The organism is Jannaschia formosa (genome assembly GCF_003340555.1).
GTDB classification, from domain to species: domain Bacteria; phylum Pseudomonadota; class Alphaproteobacteria; order Rhodobacterales; family Rhodobacteraceae; genus Jannaschia; species Jannaschia formosa.
Genome location: NZ_QPLJ01000008.1, coordinates 124,541 through 142,247 on the forward strand (window position 1 = coordinate 124,541; position 17,707 = coordinate 142,247).

The following is a 17,707-nucleotide window of genomic DNA, read 5'->3' on the forward strand; positions in this document are numbered from 1 at the left end:
GGCAAGTCCGGCGACGCGGCGGCTTTTCTTGCGCGCCGAAAGCCACTACCTCGGCGGCATGGACGGCGGCCTGAGCTTCGAGATCACGCGGGATGCGCGCGCCGCGCGCGCCCTGCGCCGCGCCGTGTTCACCCGCGAGATGGGCGTGCCCACTTCGGTCGAGACCGATGCCTTCGACGCGGTCTCCGAGCATGCGATCCTGCGCGACCCGTCCCGTCCCGATCTCGGCGCCATCGCCGCCGCGCGGCTCGCCCCCGGCACGGGCTATACCGGGCGGGAATTCGACCTGTGGCGGCTGCATGCCACCGGGCGGCCGATCGTCGAGCTGGGCCGCACCTGCGTGCATCCCGCCTATCGCGGCAGCGCCGCCGGGCTGATCCTGTTCCACGGCATCGCCAAACGGCTGGCGCAGCAGGACACCCGCTATCTGGTCGGCACCGCCTCGCTGCCCGGCGCCGAGGCGAAGGCGCATCTGGGCGCGCTGCGCGCCCTGCGCGCCGCCGCACTCGCCCCGCCGGAGGTCCGCCCCGTCGCCCGCGGCCCCGAGGCGCTGGCCGTGACCGGCCCGCCCCCGCCCGACGCCATGCGAACGGTCCCGCCGCTCATCAAGTCCTACCTGCGCGCCGGGGCCTGGGTCGGGGACGGCGCCTGGGTCGACCGCGCCTTCGGCTGCGTCGACATCTGCATCCTTCTCGACATGACCCGCCTGCGGCTTCCGGGATCGCGGCGGCGGGCGATCATGGGCGCTCCGGCCTGACCTTCGTGACCTGGGATGGCGCACCTCATCCGGCCTTCGCGCCGTTCGGCCCCGCGGCCTGGCTGCGCGTCGCCCTGAAGGGGGGGGCGATGATCGCGCTGGTCTTCGGCTGCCTGTTGCTGCTGCTGGCCGTGCGGCTGGTGGAGCGCCCGCTCTGCGGACTGCGCCGCCCGGTCACGCCGTTCATCACGCAATTCGTCTGCATCAACGCGCTGCGCCTGCTGGGGCTTCGCCGCCGGATGCGCGGGACACCGATGCGGGGTGCGGGGGCGGTGGTCGCCAACCACGTCTCCTGGCTGGACATCTTCGCGCTGAACGCCTGCCGCCGGGTCTATTTCGTCTCGAAGTCCGAGGTGGCGGACTGGCCGGGGATCGGCTGGCTGGCCCGCGCGACCGGCACCGTCTTCATCCGGCGCGACCGGCGCGAGGCGCGGGCACAGGCCGCCCTTCTGCGGGAGAGGCTGGGCCTCGGCCACGAGATCCTGTTCTTCCCGGAGGGGACCAGCAGCGACGGGCTGCGGGTGCTGCCGTTCAAGACGACGCTCTTCGCCTCGTTCCTGGGAGAGGGGGGCCTGCCGGAGCTGCGCATCCAGCCCGTCACGCTGGCCTATCATGCGCCGCCGGGCGCGCCTGCGCCGTTCTACGGCTGGTGGGGCACCCAGTCGGCCGGGGAGCACATGCTGGCGATGCTGGCCGCCGCACGGCACGGGACGGTCGAGGTGATCTTCCACCCGCCCCTCGTCGCCGCCGACTACGCCGACCGCAAGGCGCTGGCGCGGGCCGCGGAGGAGGCGGTGCGGGCGGGGCTGCGCGGTTCCGGCGTGCCGATGGCCTGACGCGTCGGAGGGCATCGGGCCGGGGTGTCTTGAGACGGAACGGCCCGCCAAGCTTGTTTTGGGTCGAGAGCGTCGTCGGACGCTATGGGCTGCCGGAAGGTCCCCGGTCAGGCGAAGGCGGCGGTCAGTTCGGCGAGGCGGGCGGCGGGGTCCTCGGCGCTCCAGACCTCCTCGCCCAGCGCGACGAAGTCGACGACGGGGGCGAGGCTGGCCAGCGTGTCGGCGTTGAGCGGACCTTCGGCCACGACCGGAAGCTCGATCATCTCGGACCACCAGGCGAAGAGGTCGCGGTCCGCATGGCTGCCGTCGCCGAGCCCCGTGCCGGTGGCGGGGCCGAAGCTGACATAGTCCGCCCCCGCCTCGCCCGCGGTCATCCCGTCGTGGCGGGACGTTCCGCAGAAGGCCCCGATGATCGGGTCCGACCCCCAGTCGCGCCGCAGCTTGCCGACCGCGCGGGTGTCCGTCAGGTGCACGCCGTCCAGCCCGAGCCGCGTCACCAGCGCGACGTGATCGGTCACGACCAGCGGCACGTCGAAGCGATGCGCCACCTCGCGGCAGAGATCGGCGGCGCGCACCACCCGCTCCTCGTCCCGCGTGGCGAGGTCGAGGCGCAGGCAGGCCACGGCATGCGCGTCGAGCAGCCGGGCCAGCCGGTCGGGGAAGTCCGCGCCGATCTCGGGCGGGGTCACGAGGTAGAGTTGCGGCGCGTCGGTCATCGGGTCCCCCATCTGCCGCGGGTGGTAGTGCGCCGGTGCCGGGGCCGCAAGCGGGCTCAGACCGTGGTCAGGATCAGCCCCATCAGCGCCATGCCGACCGTCGGATAGACGCCGTCCATCCAGATCAGGTCTCTCGGGCGCTGGGAGAAGAGGACGATGGTCGCGATCCAGGGCGTCGCCACGAAGAGGCCGAGGCCGAGACCCGTCACCATGCCGGACCACGCGCCCTCGACGCCCGAACTGACCAGCACGTGGCGCAGCATCCCGGCGACGAGAAGGGCGCAGAGGAAGCTGCCGACATAGGGGACCGGGTTCCCGCGGTCGATCGACTCTTCCGTCAGGCCCGAGGCCGCCATCCACTGGCGCCCGATCACGCCGTACCACACCGCCCCGAACACCCAGGCCGCCACCGCGGCCAGCACGACGCTCAGGATGCCCATGATCCGATTCTCCCCTGCTGTCCCTTTGGTCATTCTGGCGCGGCATGCGGAGTCTGGGAAGCCGTTGCACGCCGCCTCCGCCGCGCGTATCCGGGCGGCCATGACCGACCCGCGCCCCGCCTTCGTCCTGGTGCGCCCGCAGATGGGCGAGAACATCGGCGCCTCGGCGCGGGCGATGCTGAACTTCGGGCTGGAGCACATGCGCGTCGTGGCCCCCCGCGACGGCTGGCCGAACGAGCGGGCGGTGGCGCTCGCCTCCGGCGCGGGGCGGCTGCTCGACGGCGCGATGCTGACCGGGGACGTGCCGGCGGCGGTGGCCGATTGCAGCTTCGTCTTCGCCACCACCGCGCGCGACCGGGACATGACGAAGCCGGTCTACACCCCCGAGGCCGCCATGCAGGAGGCGCTGCGCCGCGGGACGGCGGGCGAGAAGGTCGCGATCCTCTTCGGGCCGGAGCGGGCTGGCTTGGAGAACGACGACATCGCCCGCGCCTCGGCGATCGTGCAGGTGCCGACGAACCCGGATTTCGCCTCGCTCAACCTCGCGCAATGCGTGCTGCTGATGGGCTACGAATGGCGCCGCGTCTCGACCGGGGCTGCGGGCGTCGAGATGGAGATGGCCGGGACCGACTGGGTCAACCAGGCCGAGCTGGAGGCGCTGGCCGCCCATTACGAGGAACGGCTGGAGGAGGCGGGCTTCTTCTTTCCGGCGGGAAAGGCCCCGGCGATGAAGCGGACGCTGCGCAACATGTGGTCGCGCCTGCCGCTGACGCGGGCCGACGCGCAGGTCTTCCACGGCATCCTGCGGCAGATGGTGCGGTGGAAGGAGCGCGGTCAGGCGCCTAAGTGAGGTCTGCCTGACAGAGGACCGTCGCGCGAGCGGCGAGGCTGGGGGGCCAGCCCCCCAGACCCCCCGGAGTATTTTCGGCCACAGGAAGGGGGACGGACGGAGAGGTGCGAGATGGCGAAACGAGCGATCTTCGAGGAGGTGGGCGAAGCCCGGCGTCCGGAGGCGAAGGGCGGCGCGATCGACGCGGCGCGCCGCGGGTCGCGGGGGGCGGCGCGCGTCTGGCTGATCCTGCTCTTCGTGCTGGTCGTGGCGATGATCGCGGTCGGCGGGCTGACCCGGCTGACCGACAGCGGCCTGTCCATCACGGAATGGCGCCCCGTCACTGGCGCGCTGCCGCCCCTCACGACGGAGGCGTGGCAGGCGGAATTCGACCTCTACCGGGCGATCCCGGAATACCAGTTGCAGAACCGCGGCATGACCCTGTCGGAATTCCAGGTGATCTACTGGTGGGAATGGGGCCATCGGCAGTTGGGCCGCGTCATCGGGCTCGTCTGGCTGCTCGGCTTCGCCTGGCTGCTGCTGTCGCGGAAGATGCCGGTCGGCTGGACCGGCCGCTTCGCTGCGCTGGGTGTGCTGGGCGGGCTGCAGGGGGCGATCGGCTGGTGGATGGTGTCCTCGGGCCTGACGGGGACGATGCTCGACGTCGCCTCCTACCGGCTGGCGACGCATCTGGGGCTGGCCTTCGTCATCCTGGCGCTGATCGCCTGGTTCGTGCTGTCGATGTCGCGCCCCGAGGCGGCGCTGCTGCAGGCGCGGCGGGACCGGAACGCGACGCTGATGACGCTGGGCTCCGTCGTGATCGGGCTGACCTTCCTGCAGATCGTGATCGGCGCGCTGGTCGCGGGGATCGACGCGGGGCGCAACTATATCGACTGGCCGTTGATGGCGGGCGGGCTGACCCCGCCGGGCATGTGGGAGATCACGCCCTGGTGGCGCAACCTGTTCGAGAACGATGGCACCGTGCAGTTCTTCCACCGGCTGACGGGCTACGTCCTGTTCGTCGTCATCGCCGCCGTCTGGTGGCGCGCGCGCCGGTCCAGCTATGCCGCGACGCGCGGCGCCTTCGCCGCCGTGCTGGCGATGGCGGTGCTGCAGATGGTGCTGGGGATCGTCACGGTCATGAACTCCTCGCCCTGGCATCTGGCGATCCTGCACCAGTTCGGGGCGGTGGTGCTGATCTGCCTTGCGGTCCGGGCGCGGCACCGGTCCAAGTACCCGCTGGCCCAATCTGTAAGGGGATAGGAATGGCAGCCTATGACGATCTGATGGCGTTCCAGCGCGTGACCGAAGCGCTGGCGCAGGTCTCGGGCCGCACCGGCTGGGACCAGGAGACGGTCATGCCCCCCGGTGCCGCCCCGCAGCGCGCCGAGGAGATGGCCGCGCTGGAGGAGGTGCTGCACGCCCGCCGCACCGACCCGCGGCTGGGCGACTGGCTGGACGAGGCCCATGCGCCCGACGATGTCGCCGACGCCAACCTGCGCGAGATGCGCCGCAGCTACGAGCGCAACCTGAAGGTGCCCGCGCGGCTCGCGGCGGAGCTGGCGCGCGTGACCTCGCTGGCGCAGGGCCAATGGGCCCGTGCGCGCGCGGACCAGGACGCGGACGCCTTCCGCCCCGTGCTGGCCGAGGTCGTGCGTCTGCGCCGGGAGGAGGCCGCGCATCTGGCCGAGGGGGGCGACCCCTACGACGCGCTGATGCAGGATTACGAGCCAGGCGGGTCGTCGGCGGCGATGGCCGGGATGTTCGCCGCGATGCGGCCCCGGCTGGTGGCGCTGCGCGAGGCCGCGCTGGCGGGGCCCGCGGCGCCGGTGCTGTCGGGGCATTTTCCGAAAGCGGAGCAGCTCGCGCTCGCCCGTGAGATCGCGGAGCGCTTCGGCTACGACTTCGGGCGCGGGCGGCTGGACCTGGCCGTGCACCCGTTCTCCTCGGGATCGGGGCTCGACGTGCGGATCACGACGCGGGTGGACGAGAGCGATCCGTTCAACTGCCTCTATTCGACGATCCACGAAGTCGGGCATGCGGCTTACGAGCAGAACGTCTCGCCGGACTACCTGCTGACGCCCATCGGCAACGGCGTCTCGATGGGCGTCCACGAGAGCCAGTCGCGCAGCTTCGAGAACCAGATGGGCCGGTCGGAGCCGTTCTGCGGCTGGCTCTACGGGCGCATGCGGGACGTGTTCGGCGAGATCGGCGTCGACTCGGAGCGGGCCTTCTACCGCGCCGTCAACGCCGTGCGCTCCGGCTATATCCGGACCGAGGCGGACGAGCTCCATTACAACCTCCACATCATGCTGCGCTTCGACCTGGAGCGGGCGCTGATCCGGGGCGAGTTGGAGGTGGATGAGCTGGAGGCCGCCTGGAACGCGCGCTTCGCGGCGGATTTCGGCGTGCCGGTGGACAGGCCGTCCAACGGGTTCATGCAGGACGTGCACTGGTCTGTCGGGCTGTTCGGCTATTTCCCGACCTATTCGCTGGGCAATCTCTATGCCGGCTGCCTGATGGCGGCGGCGCGGGCGGAGCTTCCGGGGCTGGACGACGCCTTGGCGCAGGGCGACCCGTCGCCCGCGACAGGCTGGATGCGCGACCGGTTGCAGGTGCACGGCGCGCTGCGCCCGCCGCAGGAGACGATCCGCCACGCGACCGGCGAGGCGCCGTCGGCCGCGCCGTTGCTCGACTACCTGGAGCGGAAGTTCACCGACCTCGCGGCGTAACCTCGCGGTGTAGCCCGCCTCAGGCGGCGATGGGGCGGTCGTGGGCGCCGTAATAGAGGCCCACGACATGCTCCGCTTCCGCGAAGAACAGCCAGCGCTGCGTCAGCACGCCGGCGAGATAGGACAGCACGGCGATCACGGCCGTCAGGTGGCTCATGGGCAGCAGCACCAGGATCAGGGGCAGTCCGACCATCAGCGCCAGGGCCACGACGCGCAGCTTCAGGGCGTGCTTGCGGCCGATCTGGAACACCATCTCGCGCGTCAGGTAGTTGCCGCCGGTATGGGGCTTCTCCCAGAGCGAGACATGGCCGTTGAGCCCGGTCGCGGTGCGGGTCGTCGACCCGACCTCGCCGAAGCGCCTGTCTCCGGCGAGCCAGTGCCAGACCGTCGCCGCCCCGGCGAGGACCAGCAGGATGCCTGCGGCGGCCAAATTGGCCGAGAGCAGCGCACCGCCGGCGAGCGCCGTGGTGAGGAACATCACCGGCGTCGCCGGCAGCTGGTTCCAGCGCGGCACCGTCCGAAGCTGGGCGTAGATCATCGAGGTCGTCAGCACGGTGAAGAGCGACAACGCCGCGCCGATCCAGCCCAGCGGCGGGACCGTGATGGCGAAGAAGACCTGAAGGAAGGCGTAGACCCCCATCGCCAGCAGCGCCAGCACCGCCGCCCAGCCCTCGCGCGAGAGCCAGGAGCTGCGCCACTGGCTGTAGGATTTCCATGCGTTCTTCGGGTTCTTCAGGTGGAACACCGCCGAGAGCAGACCGCCCACCGCCAGCGCGAAGCCGATGAAGTAGAAGCCGAAGGCGACCCAGCCGGTCACGACCGGCAGGCCGAGCCCCAGGAAGACCAGCAGGCCGAAGCCCGCGCCCGACAGGGTCGAGAAGATGATGACGGAAGGGGCGGGATGCATCAGATCTTCTCCAGCGCGCGGTCGACCCAGGCCAGAAGGCCCTTGGGTTCTTCGGCGACGGGGGCGAGGAAGGGGGCGAGGATGTCCTCGTCCCCGGTCAGCTCGGGCGCCTGGATCGCGTCCTTGGGGCGGGGCGGCAGGTACTTGTTGACGGGCCGGGTGCCCTGCTCGGGCATCAGGTCCATGCCGCCGCGCGCCGCCACCAGTTTCGAGACATGGCTGTCGGGGTCCGCCAGGTCCCCGAAATGCCGCGCCCCGGTCGGGCAGGTCCGCACGCAGGCGGGCTGGCGGTCCACCTCGGGCAGGGTCTCGTTGTAGATGCGGTCGACGCAGAGCGTGCATTTCTTCATCACGCCCGCTGCCTCGTCGACCTCGCGCGCGCCGTAGGGGCAGGCCCAGGCGCAGAGGCCGCAGCCCATGCAGGCATCCTCGTTCACCAGCACGATGCCGTCCTCGGCGCGCTTGTAGCTGGCGCCCGTCGGGCAGACCGTGACGCAGGGCGCGTCGTCGCAATGCAGGCAGGACTTCGGGAAGTGGATCGTCTGCGCAAGCCGCGGCGGCACATGGTCGGCGAGCTTGGGGTCGGGCTGGACCTGGAACGCATGGATGCGGTTCAGGAACGTCCCCGAGGCGTCGCCATAGGCGTCCTGATCCGACAGCGGCACGCCGTAGTTCTGGGTGTTCCAGCCCTTGCAGGCCGTGACGCAGGCGTGACAGCCGACGCAGGTGTCGAGGTCGATGACGAGGCCCAGCTTCTTGTGGACCGTGGTGGGGAGGGAGGTCATGTCGTCGGTCCTCGCTTGCTGGTAGCGCCGGGGGCCTTCCCGTCGCCGGTGGTTCCCGACCCGATGGCACACCACCGGCGACCCTCCGCAGGATTACTGGCCACAGGAAGGAAGCTCATTTCACCTCCCAGGCGACCTGGTTCGGGCCCTTGCCGACCGGACTCTTCTGTTCCCCGACATCGGGCTTCGAGCGCAGGTCGGCGGGCGGCGCGACCTTCTCGATCGCGACCTTCAGGTCGAACCATGCGGCCTGTCCCGTGATCGGGTCGGAGTTCGACCAGCGCATCCCGTCCTTCTTCGGCGGCAGCAGCTCGTGGATGAGGTGGTTCAGCAGGAAGCCCTTGTTCACCTCGGGCGCGTTGTCGTGCAGCGCCCAGGCGCCCTTGCGCTTGCCGATGGCGTTCCAGGTCCAGACCGTGTTCTCGTTGAGCGCGGGCATGTGCGCGACCGGGACCGTGATCTCTCCGTGCGGGGAGGTCACGCGGGCCCAGTCGCCCTCTGCGAAACCATGCGCTTCCCACAGCTTCGTCGGGACGTAGAGCGGGTTGCGCCCGTGGATCTGGCGCAGCCAGGCGTTCTGCGTGCCCCAGCTGTGATACATCGCCATCGGGCGCTGGGTCAGCGCGGTGATCGTGAACCTGCCTTCGCCGCCATGCGCCGAGCTCGGGTCCCACCAGATCGGCAGCGGGTCCATCGTGGCCTTCATCCGCTCGCGCAGGTGATCCGGCGGCTGGCGGTCGCCATGCCCCTCGGCGGCCAGCTGGAAGCGGCGCAACGGCTCGCACCAGAGGGTGAAGATGTAGGGCGAGGCCTTGTCGAAGAGGCCGATCTCGACGGCCCAGTCCTGATAGGCCCGGTTCCACGGCTTGTAGAACTGCGCGTCCTCGGGGATGTGGGCGACGCAGAACCCGCCGTTCTCGATATAGGCGTCCAGCTGGTTGGGGTTCGGCGCCCCGCGGCCCGTCTGGCTGCCGTTGCCGCGCCAGCCCATCAGCGGGCCGACTCCGGGCCGCCGCTCGTGGTTGACCATGTAGTCGGCATAGTCCCTGAACTTCGGCGAGCCGTCGTCCTTCACGAAGCCCGGCAGGCCCAGCTTCGCGCCGAGCTGGATCAGCGCCGTCTGGAACCCGCGCACGTCGCGGTCGGGCTCCACCACCGGCCAGCGGATCGCGTCGGCGGCGGCCTCCGCCTCGCAGATCGGCCGATCGAGCATCGAGATGCAGTCGTGCCGTTCCAGATAGGTGGTGTCGGGCAGGATCAGGTCGGCATAGGCCACCATCTCCGACGAATAGGCGTCGGAATAGATGATGTGCGGTATGACGTAGGAGCCGTCCTCCTTCCGGTCCGACAGCATCTTCATCGTGCCCGACGTGTTCATCGACGAGTTCCACGCCATGTTCGCCATGTAGAAGAACAGCGTGTCGATCTCGTAGGGATCGCCGGCATGGGCGTTCGAGATGACCATGTGCATCATCCCGTGGGCCGACATCGGGTTTTCCCAGGTATAGGCCTTGTCGATCCGCGCGGCGGAGCCGTCCTCCTTCAGACAGAGGTCGGCGGGCCCGTGGACGAAGCCCAGATGCGGCCCGTCGAGGGGCGCGCCGGGCGTCACCTTGCAATGCGGCTTCGGGTGGATCGTCGCGGGCTTGGGGTAGGGCGGCTTGAAGCGGAAGCCGCCGGGCGTCTCGACCGAGCCGATCAGGATCTGCAGCATGTGCAGCGCCCGGCAGGTCTGGAAGCCGTTGGCATGGGCCGAGATGCCGCGCATCGCGTGGAAGCTGACCGGGCGGCCCTTCATGGTCTTGTGGGTGCGTCCGCGGAAGTCGGTCCATTCCCGGTCGAGCACTATCTCTTCCTCGAAGGCCACGCGGGCGATCTCGGCGGCCAGCGCGCGAATGCGCCGCGCGGGGATGCCGACCCGCTCGGCCACCGCCTCGGGGGCGTAGTCGGCGCTGAGGTATTTCTCGACCATATGGGCGAAGACGGTGCGATGGGTGACGCCGTCCTGCTCCCAGGTCGCGGTCAGCGAGGGCTCGACCCCTTCCGCATCATAGCAGCGAGGCCTGTTCTCGGCCCGGCACCAGACCAGCGCATGGCCGTCGTCGTCCTTCAGCGGCAGGCCGTGGCCGGCGCCGGGGCGCGCGTCGATCAGGACGGGCGCGTCGGTGAACTGCGACAGGTAGTCGAGATCGACCTTGCCCGCCTTCAGCAGGCAGTGGACGAGGCTCAGGATCAGCAGCCCGTCGGTGCCCGGCGTCACGCCGAACCAGTCGTCCGCCACGGCGTTGTAGCCGGATCTGACCGGGTTCACCCCGACGACGCGCCCGCCGAGCGCCTTCATCTTGCCGATACCCATCTTGATCGGGTTCGAATCGTGGTCCTCGGCCACGCCGAAGAGGATGAAGAGCTTCGTCCGCTCCCAGTCCGGCTGGCCGAACTCCCAGAAGGCGCCGCCCATCGTGTAGATGCCGCCGGCCGCCATGTTGACCGAGCAGAAGCCGCCATGCGCCGCGTAGTTGGGCGTGCCGAAGGCCTGCGCCCACCAGGAGCTGAAGCTCTGCGACTGGTCGCGGCCGGTGAAGAAGGCGAGCTTCGAGGGGTCGGTCCTGCGGATCGGCTCCAGCCAGGACGCGGCGATGTCGTAGGCTTCATCCCAGGAGATCTCCTCGAACTCGCCCGACCCGCGGGGGCCCGTGCGCTTCATCGGCGCGCGCAGGCGAGAGGGCGCGTTGTGCTGCATGATCCCCGCCGAGCCCTTGGCGCAGAGCACGCCACGGTTCACGGGATGGTCCCGGTTGCCCTCGATATAGGCGACCTTGTCGCCTTGGTCGGTATGCTTGACATGTACGTCGATACCGCAGCGGCAGGCGCACATGTAGCAGGTGGTCTTGCGGATCTCGTCCCCCACCTTCGGGGAGAGGTTCAGCTTGGGCTGGTTCATGTCGTCTCCCCCGGGATGGCTTTGCGCGCGTCGATCTGCGCGGACGTGACCGCGATCATGTCCAGGATATCGTCGGCCGTGCACCCACGGCTCAGGTCGTTGGCTGGCCTGGCGAGGCCCTGGAGCACGGGGCCGATGGCCGTCGCGCCGCCGATGCGTTGGGCGATCTTGTAGCCGATATTGCCCGCGTCGAGATCGGGGAAGATCAGGACGTTCGCCTGACCCGCCACTTCGCTGCCCGGTGCTTTCTTCTGGCCGACACCGGCGTCGAAGGCGGCGTCGAACTGAAGCTCCCCGTCGATGGGGAAATCGGCGTCCTTGCGAGCGATGTCAAGGGCTTCGGTGACGGCAGTGACCTTCTCGTGCCGGGCGCTGCCCTTCGTCGAGAAGCTGAGCATGGCGACCTTCGGCATCTCGCCCAGCAGCGCCGCGGCCGAGGCGGCGGCCTGGTGGGCGATGGCGGCCAGTTCCTTCGGCGACGGCGCGATGACGAGACCGCAATCGGAGAAGATCAGCCCCGCGCCGGGGCGGGTCGGGTGGCTGTCGGGCAGCACCATGAGGAAGAAGCTGGAGACGAGCGGCGCGCCCGGCGCCGTCCCGATCATCTGCAGCGCCGCGCGCACCGTGTCGGAGGTGGTGGCCACCGCGCCGCCGATCGTCCCGTCCGCCAGCCCCTCGCGCACCATCAGCGCAGCCCAGACCAGAGGGTCCGAGATGGCCTCCTCGGCCTGCTCCGCCGTGGGCGCCTTCTTCGCGCGCACGCGCAGATAGGCGTCGCGCATCGCCTCCCGGCGGGGGCTGACCGCCGGGTCCTCGGAGGTCACGCCCTCGGGCATCGCCGTGCCTTCGGGGGCGAGCAGCGTGACCCGGGCCAGCCCTTCGGCGACGGCGCGGCCCGCCGCCTCCTGCACGCGCGGATCGGTGCCCTCGGGCAGGACGACGTGGTGGCAGGCGCCGCGGGCGCGGTCGCGCAGGGTGTCGAGGACGTTCATGCCGGGATTTCCCCGCGCCGGATCGGGCCGCCCCGTGCTAGGCTGGCCATGTGGAAAGATATCGTTTCAGGAGAGAGTTGATGAGCCGTTTTCTTGCCCTGGCCCTCGCGGCCCTCGCCGCCGCAGGGCCGAAGCCCGCCGCGGCCGACCATTACATGCAGACCGCCGACCCGCAGGTCGTCCAGGCCATCCAGGAGATCGTCTGGGCGCTGGGCCAGGGCTGCAACGCCGGGAACGCCGGCGCCTGCCAGGCGATCCCGATGGCGCAGCAGCAGGCCCACATGATGCTGAGCGCGGGCTACGACTGCCGCATGCAGAACGACCCGCAGGCCTGCCAGTTCTACCAGGCGAACCTTCAGCAGCTTCAGCAATCCTACCAGCAGGTCGCCCAGGCGATGCAGACCGGCGCGCTGATGCAGCCGCAAGGCGGCATGGGCGGCGGTGGCGCCATGCCCGGCATGGGCTCGACCCACGAGGAGCGGATGCAGCAGATCCACAACTGGGGCCAGCAGCGCCTGGAATGGGGCCGCCAGAACCAGACGATCATGGACAACAGCCACCAGCGGTTCCTCGAGACGCTTCGCCAGTAGAGCGGGGGCCGGTAGGACGGGGGCCGCGGCCCCCGTCTGCGCCCTTGCGGCGGTCATTCGGCCGCGTGGGCCATGTCGTCCTTGGAGATGCCCGCCACGCGCACGGGCTTCTTCATGGCGTCGCGGCGGAAGGGCTCGCCCAGTTCCTGGTTGAGGATGACCTCGATCAGGGTGGTCGTGTTGTTCTCCATCTGGTCCCGGATGGCGGTATTGAGCGCCTCGGTCAGCTCGTCCATCGTCTTCGCCTGCACGCCCTTCAGCCCGCAAGCCTCGGCGATCTTGGCATAGCTCACCTTCATGTCGAGCTCGGTGCCGACGAAGTTGTCGTCGAACCAGAGCGTCGAGTTCCGCTTCTCCGCGCCCCACTGGTAGTTGCGGAAGACGATCTGCGTGATCGCGGGCCATTCCTCGCGGCCGATGGCGGTCAGCTCGTTGACTGCGATGCCGAAGGCGCCGTCACCGGCGAAGCCCACGACCGGCACGTCGGGCTTGCCGATCTTGGCGCCCACGATCGAGGGCAGGCCATAGCCGCAGGGGCCGAAGAGGCCGGGCGCCAGATACTTACGCCCCTCGTCGAAGTCGGGATAGGCGTTGCCGATGGCGCAGTTGTTGCCGATGTCCGACGAGATGATCGCGTCGCGCGGCAGCGCGGACTGGATCGCGCGCCAGGCCTGGCGGGGCGACATCCAGTCGGGGCGGGCGTTGCGGGCCCGCTCGTTCCAGCTGGTGCCGGGATCGTCCTGCTCGTGGTCGAGGCTCGACAGCTCCTGCTTCCAGGCGGATTTCGTCTGCGCGATCTTCGCCTTGCGGTCCTCGCGGCCCGCATCGCCGGCGCTGTCGGACAGGCCGTTCAGGATCCCGGTCGCGACCTTGGCCGCGTCGCCGACGATGCCGACCGAGACCTTCTTGGTCAGGCCGATCCGGTCGGGGTTGATGTCGACCTGGATGATCCTGGCGTCCTTGGGCCAGTATTCCATGCCATAGCCCGGCAGGGTCGAGAACGGGTTGAGCCGCGTGCCGAGGCACAGCACGACATCCGCGTCCTTGATGAGCTGCATCGCCGCCTTGGAGCCGTTGTAGCCCAGCGGCCCGGCGAACAGCGGATGGGAGCCCGGGAAGGCGTCGTTATGCTGGTAGCCCACGCAGACCGGCGCATCGAGCCGCTCGGCCAGCGCCATCGACGCGGCGATCCCGCCCTCGGACAGGACCACGCCCGCGCCGTTCAGGATGACCGGGTTCTTCGCAGAGGACAGAAGCTCCGCCGCCTTCTTCACGGAATTCTCGCCGCCCGGAGAGACCTCGAACTCGATGGGCTGCGGGATCTCTATATCGACGACCTGAGTCCAGAAGTCGCGCGGGATGTTGATCTGCGCGGGCCCCGACAGGCGCTTGGCCTTGGCGATGACGCGGGCCAGCGTCTCGGCGATGCGGGACGGGTCGCGGACCTCTTCCTGGTAGGCCACGCAATCCTTGAACAGGTTCATCTGCTCCATTTCCTGGAAGCCGCCCTGGCCGATGGTCTTGTTGGCGGCTTGCGGCGTGACCAGCAGGCAGGGGGTGTGGTTCCAGTAGGCCGTCTTGACCGCCGTCACGAAGTTCGTGATGCCCGGGCCGTTCTGCGCGATCATCATAGACATCTCGCCGGTCGCGCGGGTGTAGCCGTCGGCCATGAACCCGGCCGAGCCTTCATGCGCGGCATCCCAGAAGGTGATCCCCGCGGCCGGGAAGATGTCGGAAATCGGCATCATGGCCGAGCCGATGATCCCGAAGGCATGCCGGATGCCGTGAACCTGAAGCGTTTTGACGAAGGCTTCCTCGGTGGTCATCTTCATTGTGGTCTGTCCTCCCCCGGAACATATCAAAATTGAGACCGTTGGTCTCGTTATGGCCTAACTTGTAGCAAGATTAGGCTCCGGGTCAACGCGTGGTTAGGGCCAGCGGAGAAGGTGACTTAAGGCCAGAGCGGCGTCATCCGCCCGCTTCGGCAATCCGGCGCAGTCCTTCGGGGATGTCTTCCGCCGCGATGGAGGAATAGGCCAGCCGGTAGCGGTCGCCCGGATCGGCTGCGCCGAAGAAGGGGCCGCCCGGCTCGATCAGGACCCCCCGCGCACGAAGCCGGGTGGCCAGCAGATCGGCAGGCAGGGTCCGGCTGCGCATCCAGAAGGACGAGCCGCCGAAGGTGTTCGCGCCCAGGGCCGTCAGCCCGTGCTCGGCGATCCCGGCCTCGGCGGCGGCGCGGCGGGCGCGATAGGCGCGGGCCATCCGGTGAACCTGCGCGTCGTAATGGCCCTGCTGCAGGAAATAGGCCGCGGCGCGCTGCAGGTGGCCGGACAGGTGCCGCATCAGAAGCGAGCGCAGCGCCCGGGCCTCGGCCACGAAGGGTTCGGGCGCAACCAGATAGCCGAGGCGCAGGCCGGGGAAGAGGCTTTTGGCGAAGCTGCCGATGTAGATGACGCGGCCGGAGCGGTCGAGCGACTTCAGCGCGGGGGCAGGGGGCGCGGCGAAGGCCAGCTCGAACTCGTAGTCGTCCTCGACGACCAGGAAGTCGTGCCGGTCCGCCCGGTCCAGCAGCGCGCGGCGCCGCGCGACCGGCATCGTCGCCGAGGTCGGGCAGTGATGCGAGGGCGTGACGAAGACGACGTCGGTCTCGGGCGGGACGGTCTCGGGTGGCAGGCCGCCGGCATCGACCGGCAGCGCGACATGGCGCGCGCCCGAGGCGTCGAGGATCGTCCGCAGCGCCGGATAGCCCGGATGCTCGATCGCGGCCAACCGATCCTGGCCCAGCAGGATTCGCGTCACCATCCACAGCGCGTTCTGCGCGCCCATCGTGACCAGCACCTGCTCGGGCGCGGCGGCGATGCCGCGGCGGGGCAGGATGTGACGCAGGATCTGCTCGACCAGCAGCGGGTCGTCGCGGCCGTAGCTGTCGGAGGTGGTGGCCTCGAAGTCGCGCGCGCCCAGCGCCTGCAGCGCGCAGCGCCGCCAGTTGCGATGGTCGAAGAGCCGCGCGTCGGTCTGCCCGTAGATGAACGGATAGCGGTAGCGGCGCCAGTCGCGGGGACGTTCCGGCACGGGGCCCTCGGAATAACGCCGCACCATGGCCGCGCTCCAGTCGACGCGATCCGACTCGGGCGGCGCGCCCCGCGGCAGCAGCGACGGGGTCGGCGCGCCCTCGGACACGAAGTAGCCGGAGCGCCCCTGCGACGACAGGTAGTCGTTGGCGATGAGCTCGGTATAGGCCAGCGTCACGGTGATGCGGCTGATCCCCAGATGCCGCGCGAGCCCGCGGGACGAGGGCATCCGGTCCCCGGGCCGGAACCGGCCCGAGAGGATGCCGTCGGTCACGATCTCCTGCAACTGGCGCTGCAGCGTGCCGGTATGGGCCGGATCGAGGACGAAGGCTTCGGCGGCGATGGCCATGTCGCACCTATGCCTTGGCGCGGCCGGTCTTGCCCCTCAGTCGGAGCCTTCGACCAGAAGCAGGACCAGCGTCGCCAGCGGCGCCGCCATGCCCGCGACATGCAGCCAGATCAGCGTCAGCACCAACGGCCCGAGCCCGGCCAGCACCGCCCCCAACCCGCCCGGGTCGAGCAGGAGGATCGATTCGAGCGCGAGCGTCGAGACCACGACGCCGATGGCCGCGCTGTCGAGGAAGAGATCGGGCATGGACCTGTTCATGCACGAAAGATAGCCTCCCCAGCCGCGCGGTCGAGGAGGCAGGGCGCCACAAGGGATCAGGCCCCGAAGACCCGGGTCAGGGCGCCGTCGACCGCGTCGGTGATGGCGTCGATATCCTCGGGCTTCGCGATCAGCGCGGGCGAGAAGCACAGCGTGTTGTTGCGCTCCGGCACGGACCGGTTCGAGGCGCCGATGATGACCCCCTGCTTCATGCAGTCGGCCAGCACGGCCTGGATCTTCGGCTCGGGGACCGGGGTCTTGGCAGCGCGGTCGCTGACCAGCTCGGCGCCGAGGAACAGGCCCTTGCCACGCACGTCGCCGATGATCTCGTGCTTCTCCATGAGCTTGCCGAGATTGCCGAGCATCCGCTCGCCCATCTTCTGGCAGTTCTCCAGAAGGCCCTCGCGCTCGATGATCTCCATGTTGACCAGCGCCGCGGCGGGGCCCGCCGCGCAGCCGCCGAAGGTCGAGACGTCGCGGAAATAGTGCAGCTTGTCGGTGGGATCGTCCTTGAACTGCTCGAACACCGCCTCGGTCGTCACCATGCACGAGATCGCCGCGTAGCCCGAGGCGACGCCCTTGGCCATGGTCACGAAGTCCGGGCGGACGCCGTAATGCTGGTATCCGAACCAGGTCCCGGTGCGACCGACGCCGCAGACGACCTCGTCGATGTGCAGAAGCAGGTCGTACTTGTCGACGATCTCCTGCACGCGCTCCCAGTACCCCTCGGGCGGGACGATGACGCCGCCGCCCGCCGTGATCGGCTCCAGGCAGATCGCGCCGACGGTGTCGGGCCCCTCGCGCAGGATGACCTCCTCGATGGCATCGGCGGCGGCGCGGCCGTATTCGGCGCCGGACAAAGTCCCCAGCCCCTGCTCGTGGTTGCGATATTCGAGGCAGTGCGGCACCTCGACGAAGCCCGGCGTGAAGGGGCCGTAATGGGCGTTCCGCTCCTGCTGGCCGCCGGCCGAGAGGCAGGCGATGGTGGTGCCGTGGTAGTCGCGGTCGCGGTAGAGGATCTTCTGCTTCTTGCCGCCATGCTTCCGGGCGCTGATCTGGCGGATCATCTTGAACGCCTTCTCGTTCGCCTCGGAGCCGGAATTGGCATAGAACACCCGGCTCATCCCCGGCATCTTCGAGATCAGCTTCTCGGCGAACAGGGACCCCGGAATCGACCCGGCCGTCTGCGCGAAGTAGTTCATCTTCACGAGCTGGTCGCGCACGGCGTCCGCGATCTCCGCGCGGCCGTAGCCGACATTGACGGTCCAGACCCCGCCCGAGACGGCGTCGAGATGCTCCTTGCCGTGCTGGTCCCAGACCCGCATGCCGCGGCCTTCGACGATGATCCGCGGATCGGTCGTCTCCAGCGCCTTGTGGGGCATCAGATGGTGCCAGACATGCGCCCGGTCGGCTTCGACGACGGCGCTCAGATCGTTGGGGTTCAGGTCGTCCATGCCAGTCTCCTCGGGGGACGGGGCGGACCACGATCCGCCGCCTGTCGCAG

Annotated in this window: 16 protein-coding genes; 6 read left to right on the top strand and 10 right to left on the bottom strand. The window is 69.8% G+C overall.

Annotated elements, in window-relative coordinates; all coding sequences use genetic code 11:
* Positions 1-28: 28 nt before the first annotated feature.
* Positions 29-757 (top strand): GNAT family N-acetyltransferase, encoded by a 729-nt coding sequence (locus DR046_RS10865; protein ID WP_167767063.1) that lies wholly within the window; start codon positions 29-31, stop codon positions 755-757.
* Positions 758-762: 5 nt separating this feature from the next.
* Positions 763-1,593: a lyso-ornithine lipid O-acyltransferase gene (gene olsA / locus DR046_RS10870; RefSeq protein WP_245190905.1), complete on the top strand. Its 831-nt coding sequence runs from the start codon at positions 763-765 to the stop codon at positions 1,591-1,593.
* Positions 1,594-1,700: 107 nt separating this feature from the next.
* Here olsA and DR046_RS10875 read toward each other — a convergent pair whose 3' ends face one another.
* Both DR046_RS10875 and DR046_RS10880 read right to left on the bottom strand, forming a co-directional pair.
* On the bottom strand, positions 1,701-2,309 hold the full coding sequence (locus tag DR046_RS10875; RefSeq protein WP_245190906.1) for a thiamine phosphate synthase: 609 nt from the start codon (positions 2,307-2,309) through the stop codon (positions 1,701-1,703).
* 56 nt (positions 2,310-2,365) lie between these two features.
* A complete protein-coding gene (locus tag DR046_RS10880; protein WP_167767065.1) occupies positions 2,366-2,749 on the bottom strand; it encodes a DUF1761 domain-containing protein in 384 nt (127 codons plus the stop codon).
* Positions 2,750-2,849: 100 nt separating this feature from the next.
* Between DR046_RS10880 and DR046_RS10885 the strand changes: the two genes are divergently transcribed.
* The 3 genes from DR046_RS10885 to DR046_RS10895 all read left to right on the top strand — a co-directional run bounded on the left by DR046_RS10885 (position 2,850) and on the right by DR046_RS10895 (position 6,310).
* A complete protein-coding gene (locus tag DR046_RS10885; protein ID WP_115382457.1) occupies positions 2,850-3,599 on the top strand; it encodes an RNA methyltransferase in 750 nt (249 codons plus the stop codon).
* 111 nt (positions 3,600-3,710) lie between these two features.
* On the top strand, positions 3,711-4,841 hold the full coding sequence (ctaA, locus tag DR046_RS10890) for a heme A synthase (RefSeq protein WP_115382405.1): 1,131 nt from the start codon (positions 3,711-3,713) through the stop codon (positions 4,839-4,841).
* Positions 4,842-4,843: 2 nt separating this feature from the next.
* Complete coding sequence (locus DR046_RS10895) at positions 4,844-6,310, top strand: carboxypeptidase M32 (RefSeq protein ID WP_115382406.1); 1,467 nt, start codon at positions 4,844-4,846, stop codon at positions 6,308-6,310.
* A 19-nt stretch (positions 6,311-6,329) separates the two neighbouring features.
* On the opposite strand, the gene DR046_RS10900 is transcribed toward DR046_RS10895, so the two are convergent.
* The 4 genes from DR046_RS10900 to pta form a co-directional block, all read right to left on the bottom strand.
* Complete coding sequence (locus DR046_RS10900; RefSeq protein ID WP_115382407.1) at positions 6,330-7,217, bottom strand: dimethyl sulfoxide reductase anchor subunit family protein; 888 nt, start codon at positions 7,215-7,217, stop codon at positions 6,330-6,332.
* The gene (locus DR046_RS10905; protein WP_115382408.1) at positions 7,217-8,002 is read right to left on the bottom strand and encodes a 4Fe-4S dicluster domain-containing protein; all 786 of its coding nucleotides are present in this window, start codon (positions 8,000-8,002) and stop codon (positions 7,217-7,219) included. Before DR046_RS10905 ends, DR046_RS10900 begins: the two co-directional genes overlap by 1 nt.
* 115 nt (positions 8,003-8,117) lie before the next feature.
* A complete protein-coding gene (locus tag DR046_RS10910) occupies positions 8,118-10,943 on the bottom strand; it encodes a molybdopterin oxidoreductase family protein (protein ID WP_115382409.1) in 2,826 nt (941 codons plus the stop codon).
* On the bottom strand, positions 10,940-11,935 hold the full coding sequence (gene pta, locus DR046_RS10915) for a phosphate acetyltransferase (protein WP_115382410.1): 996 nt from the start codon (positions 11,933-11,935) through the stop codon (positions 10,940-10,942). Before pta ends, DR046_RS10910 begins: the two co-directional genes overlap by 4 nt.
* Positions 11,936-12,015: 80 nt before the next feature.
* On the opposite strand from pta, the gene DR046_RS10920 reads away from it, so the two are divergent.
* Complete coding sequence (locus tag DR046_RS10920; protein ID WP_115382411.1) at positions 12,016-12,525, top strand: hypothetical protein; 510 nt, start codon at positions 12,016-12,018, stop codon at positions 12,523-12,525.
* 53 nt (positions 12,526-12,578) lie between these two features.
* Here DR046_RS10920 and xsc read toward each other — a convergent pair whose 3' ends face one another.
* The 4 genes from xsc to DR046_RS10940 form a co-directional block, all read right to left on the bottom strand.
* A complete protein-coding gene (xsc, locus tag DR046_RS10925) occupies positions 12,579-14,357 on the bottom strand; it encodes a sulfoacetaldehyde acetyltransferase (protein ID WP_115382412.1) in 1,779 nt (592 codons plus the stop codon).
* Positions 14,358-14,493: 136 nt separating this feature from the next.
* Positions 14,494-15,945 (bottom strand): MocR-like pyridoxine biosynthesis transcription factor PdxR, encoded by a 1,452-nt coding sequence (gene pdxR, locus DR046_RS10930; RefSeq protein ID WP_115382413.1) that lies wholly within the window; start codon positions 15,943-15,945, stop codon positions 14,494-14,496.
* A gap of 36 nt (positions 15,946-15,981) precedes the next feature.
* Positions 15,982-16,191, bottom strand: a complete 210-nt coding sequence (locus tag DR046_RS10935; protein ID WP_115382414.1) for a hypothetical protein — start codon at positions 16,189-16,191, stop codon at positions 15,982-15,984.
* A 68-nt stretch (positions 16,192-16,259) separates the two neighbouring features.
* On the bottom strand, positions 16,260-17,657 hold the full coding sequence (locus DR046_RS10940; RefSeq protein ID WP_115382415.1) for an aminotransferase family protein: 1,398 nt from the start codon (positions 17,655-17,657) through the stop codon (positions 16,260-16,262).
* Positions 17,658-17,707 lie beyond the last annotated feature (50 nt).

Coding starts and splice junctions, on each gene's coding strand:
- xsc (WP_115382412.1), bottom strand. CDS start 14,357: ATGAAGATGACCACCGAGGAAGCCTTCGTCAAAACGCTTCAGGTTCAC.
- DR046_RS10875 (WP_245190906.1), bottom strand. CDS start 2,309: ATGACCGACGCGCCGCAACTCTACCTCGTGACCCCGCCCGAGATCGGC.
- DR046_RS10940 (WP_115382415.1), bottom strand. CDS start 17,657: ATGGACGACCTGAACCCCAACGATCTGAGCGCCGTCGTCGAAGCCGAC.
- DR046_RS10905 (WP_115382408.1), bottom strand. CDS start 8,002: ATGACCTCCCTCCCCACCACGGTCCACAAGAAGCTGGGCCTCGTCATC.
- DR046_RS10900 (WP_115382407.1), bottom strand. CDS start 7,217: ATGCATCCCGCCCCTTCCGTCATCATCTTCTCGACCCTGTCGGGCGCG.
- DR046_RS10885 (WP_115382457.1), top strand. CDS start 2,850: ATGACCGACCCGCGCCCCGCCTTCGTCCTGGTGCGCCCGCAGATGGGC.
- DR046_RS10935 (WP_115382414.1), bottom strand. CDS start 16,191: ATGCCCGATCTCTTCCTCGACAGCGCGGCCATCGGCGTCGTGGTCTCG.
- DR046_RS10895 (WP_115382406.1), top strand. CDS start 4,844: ATGGCAGCCTATGACGATCTGATGGCGTTCCAGCGCGTGACCGAAGCG.
- pta (WP_115382410.1), bottom strand. CDS start 11,935: ATGAACGTCCTCGACACCCTGCGCGACCGCGCCCGCGGCGCCTGCCAC.
- ctaA (WP_115382405.1), top strand. CDS start 3,711: ATGGCGAAACGAGCGATCTTCGAGGAGGTGGGCGAAGCCCGGCGTCCG.
- DR046_RS10910 (WP_115382409.1), bottom strand. CDS start 10,943: ATGAACCAGCCCAAGCTGAACCTCTCCCCGAAGGTGGGGGACGAGATC.
- DR046_RS10920 (WP_115382411.1), top strand. CDS start 12,016: ATGAGCCGTTTTCTTGCCCTGGCCCTCGCGGCCCTCGCCGCCGCAGGG.
- pdxR (WP_115382413.1), bottom strand. CDS start 15,945: ATGGCCATCGCCGCCGAAGCCTTCGTCCTCGATCCGGCCCATACCGGC.
- DR046_RS10880 (WP_167767065.1), bottom strand. CDS start 2,749: ATGGGCATCCTGAGCGTCGTGCTGGCCGCGGTGGCGGCCTGGGTGTTC.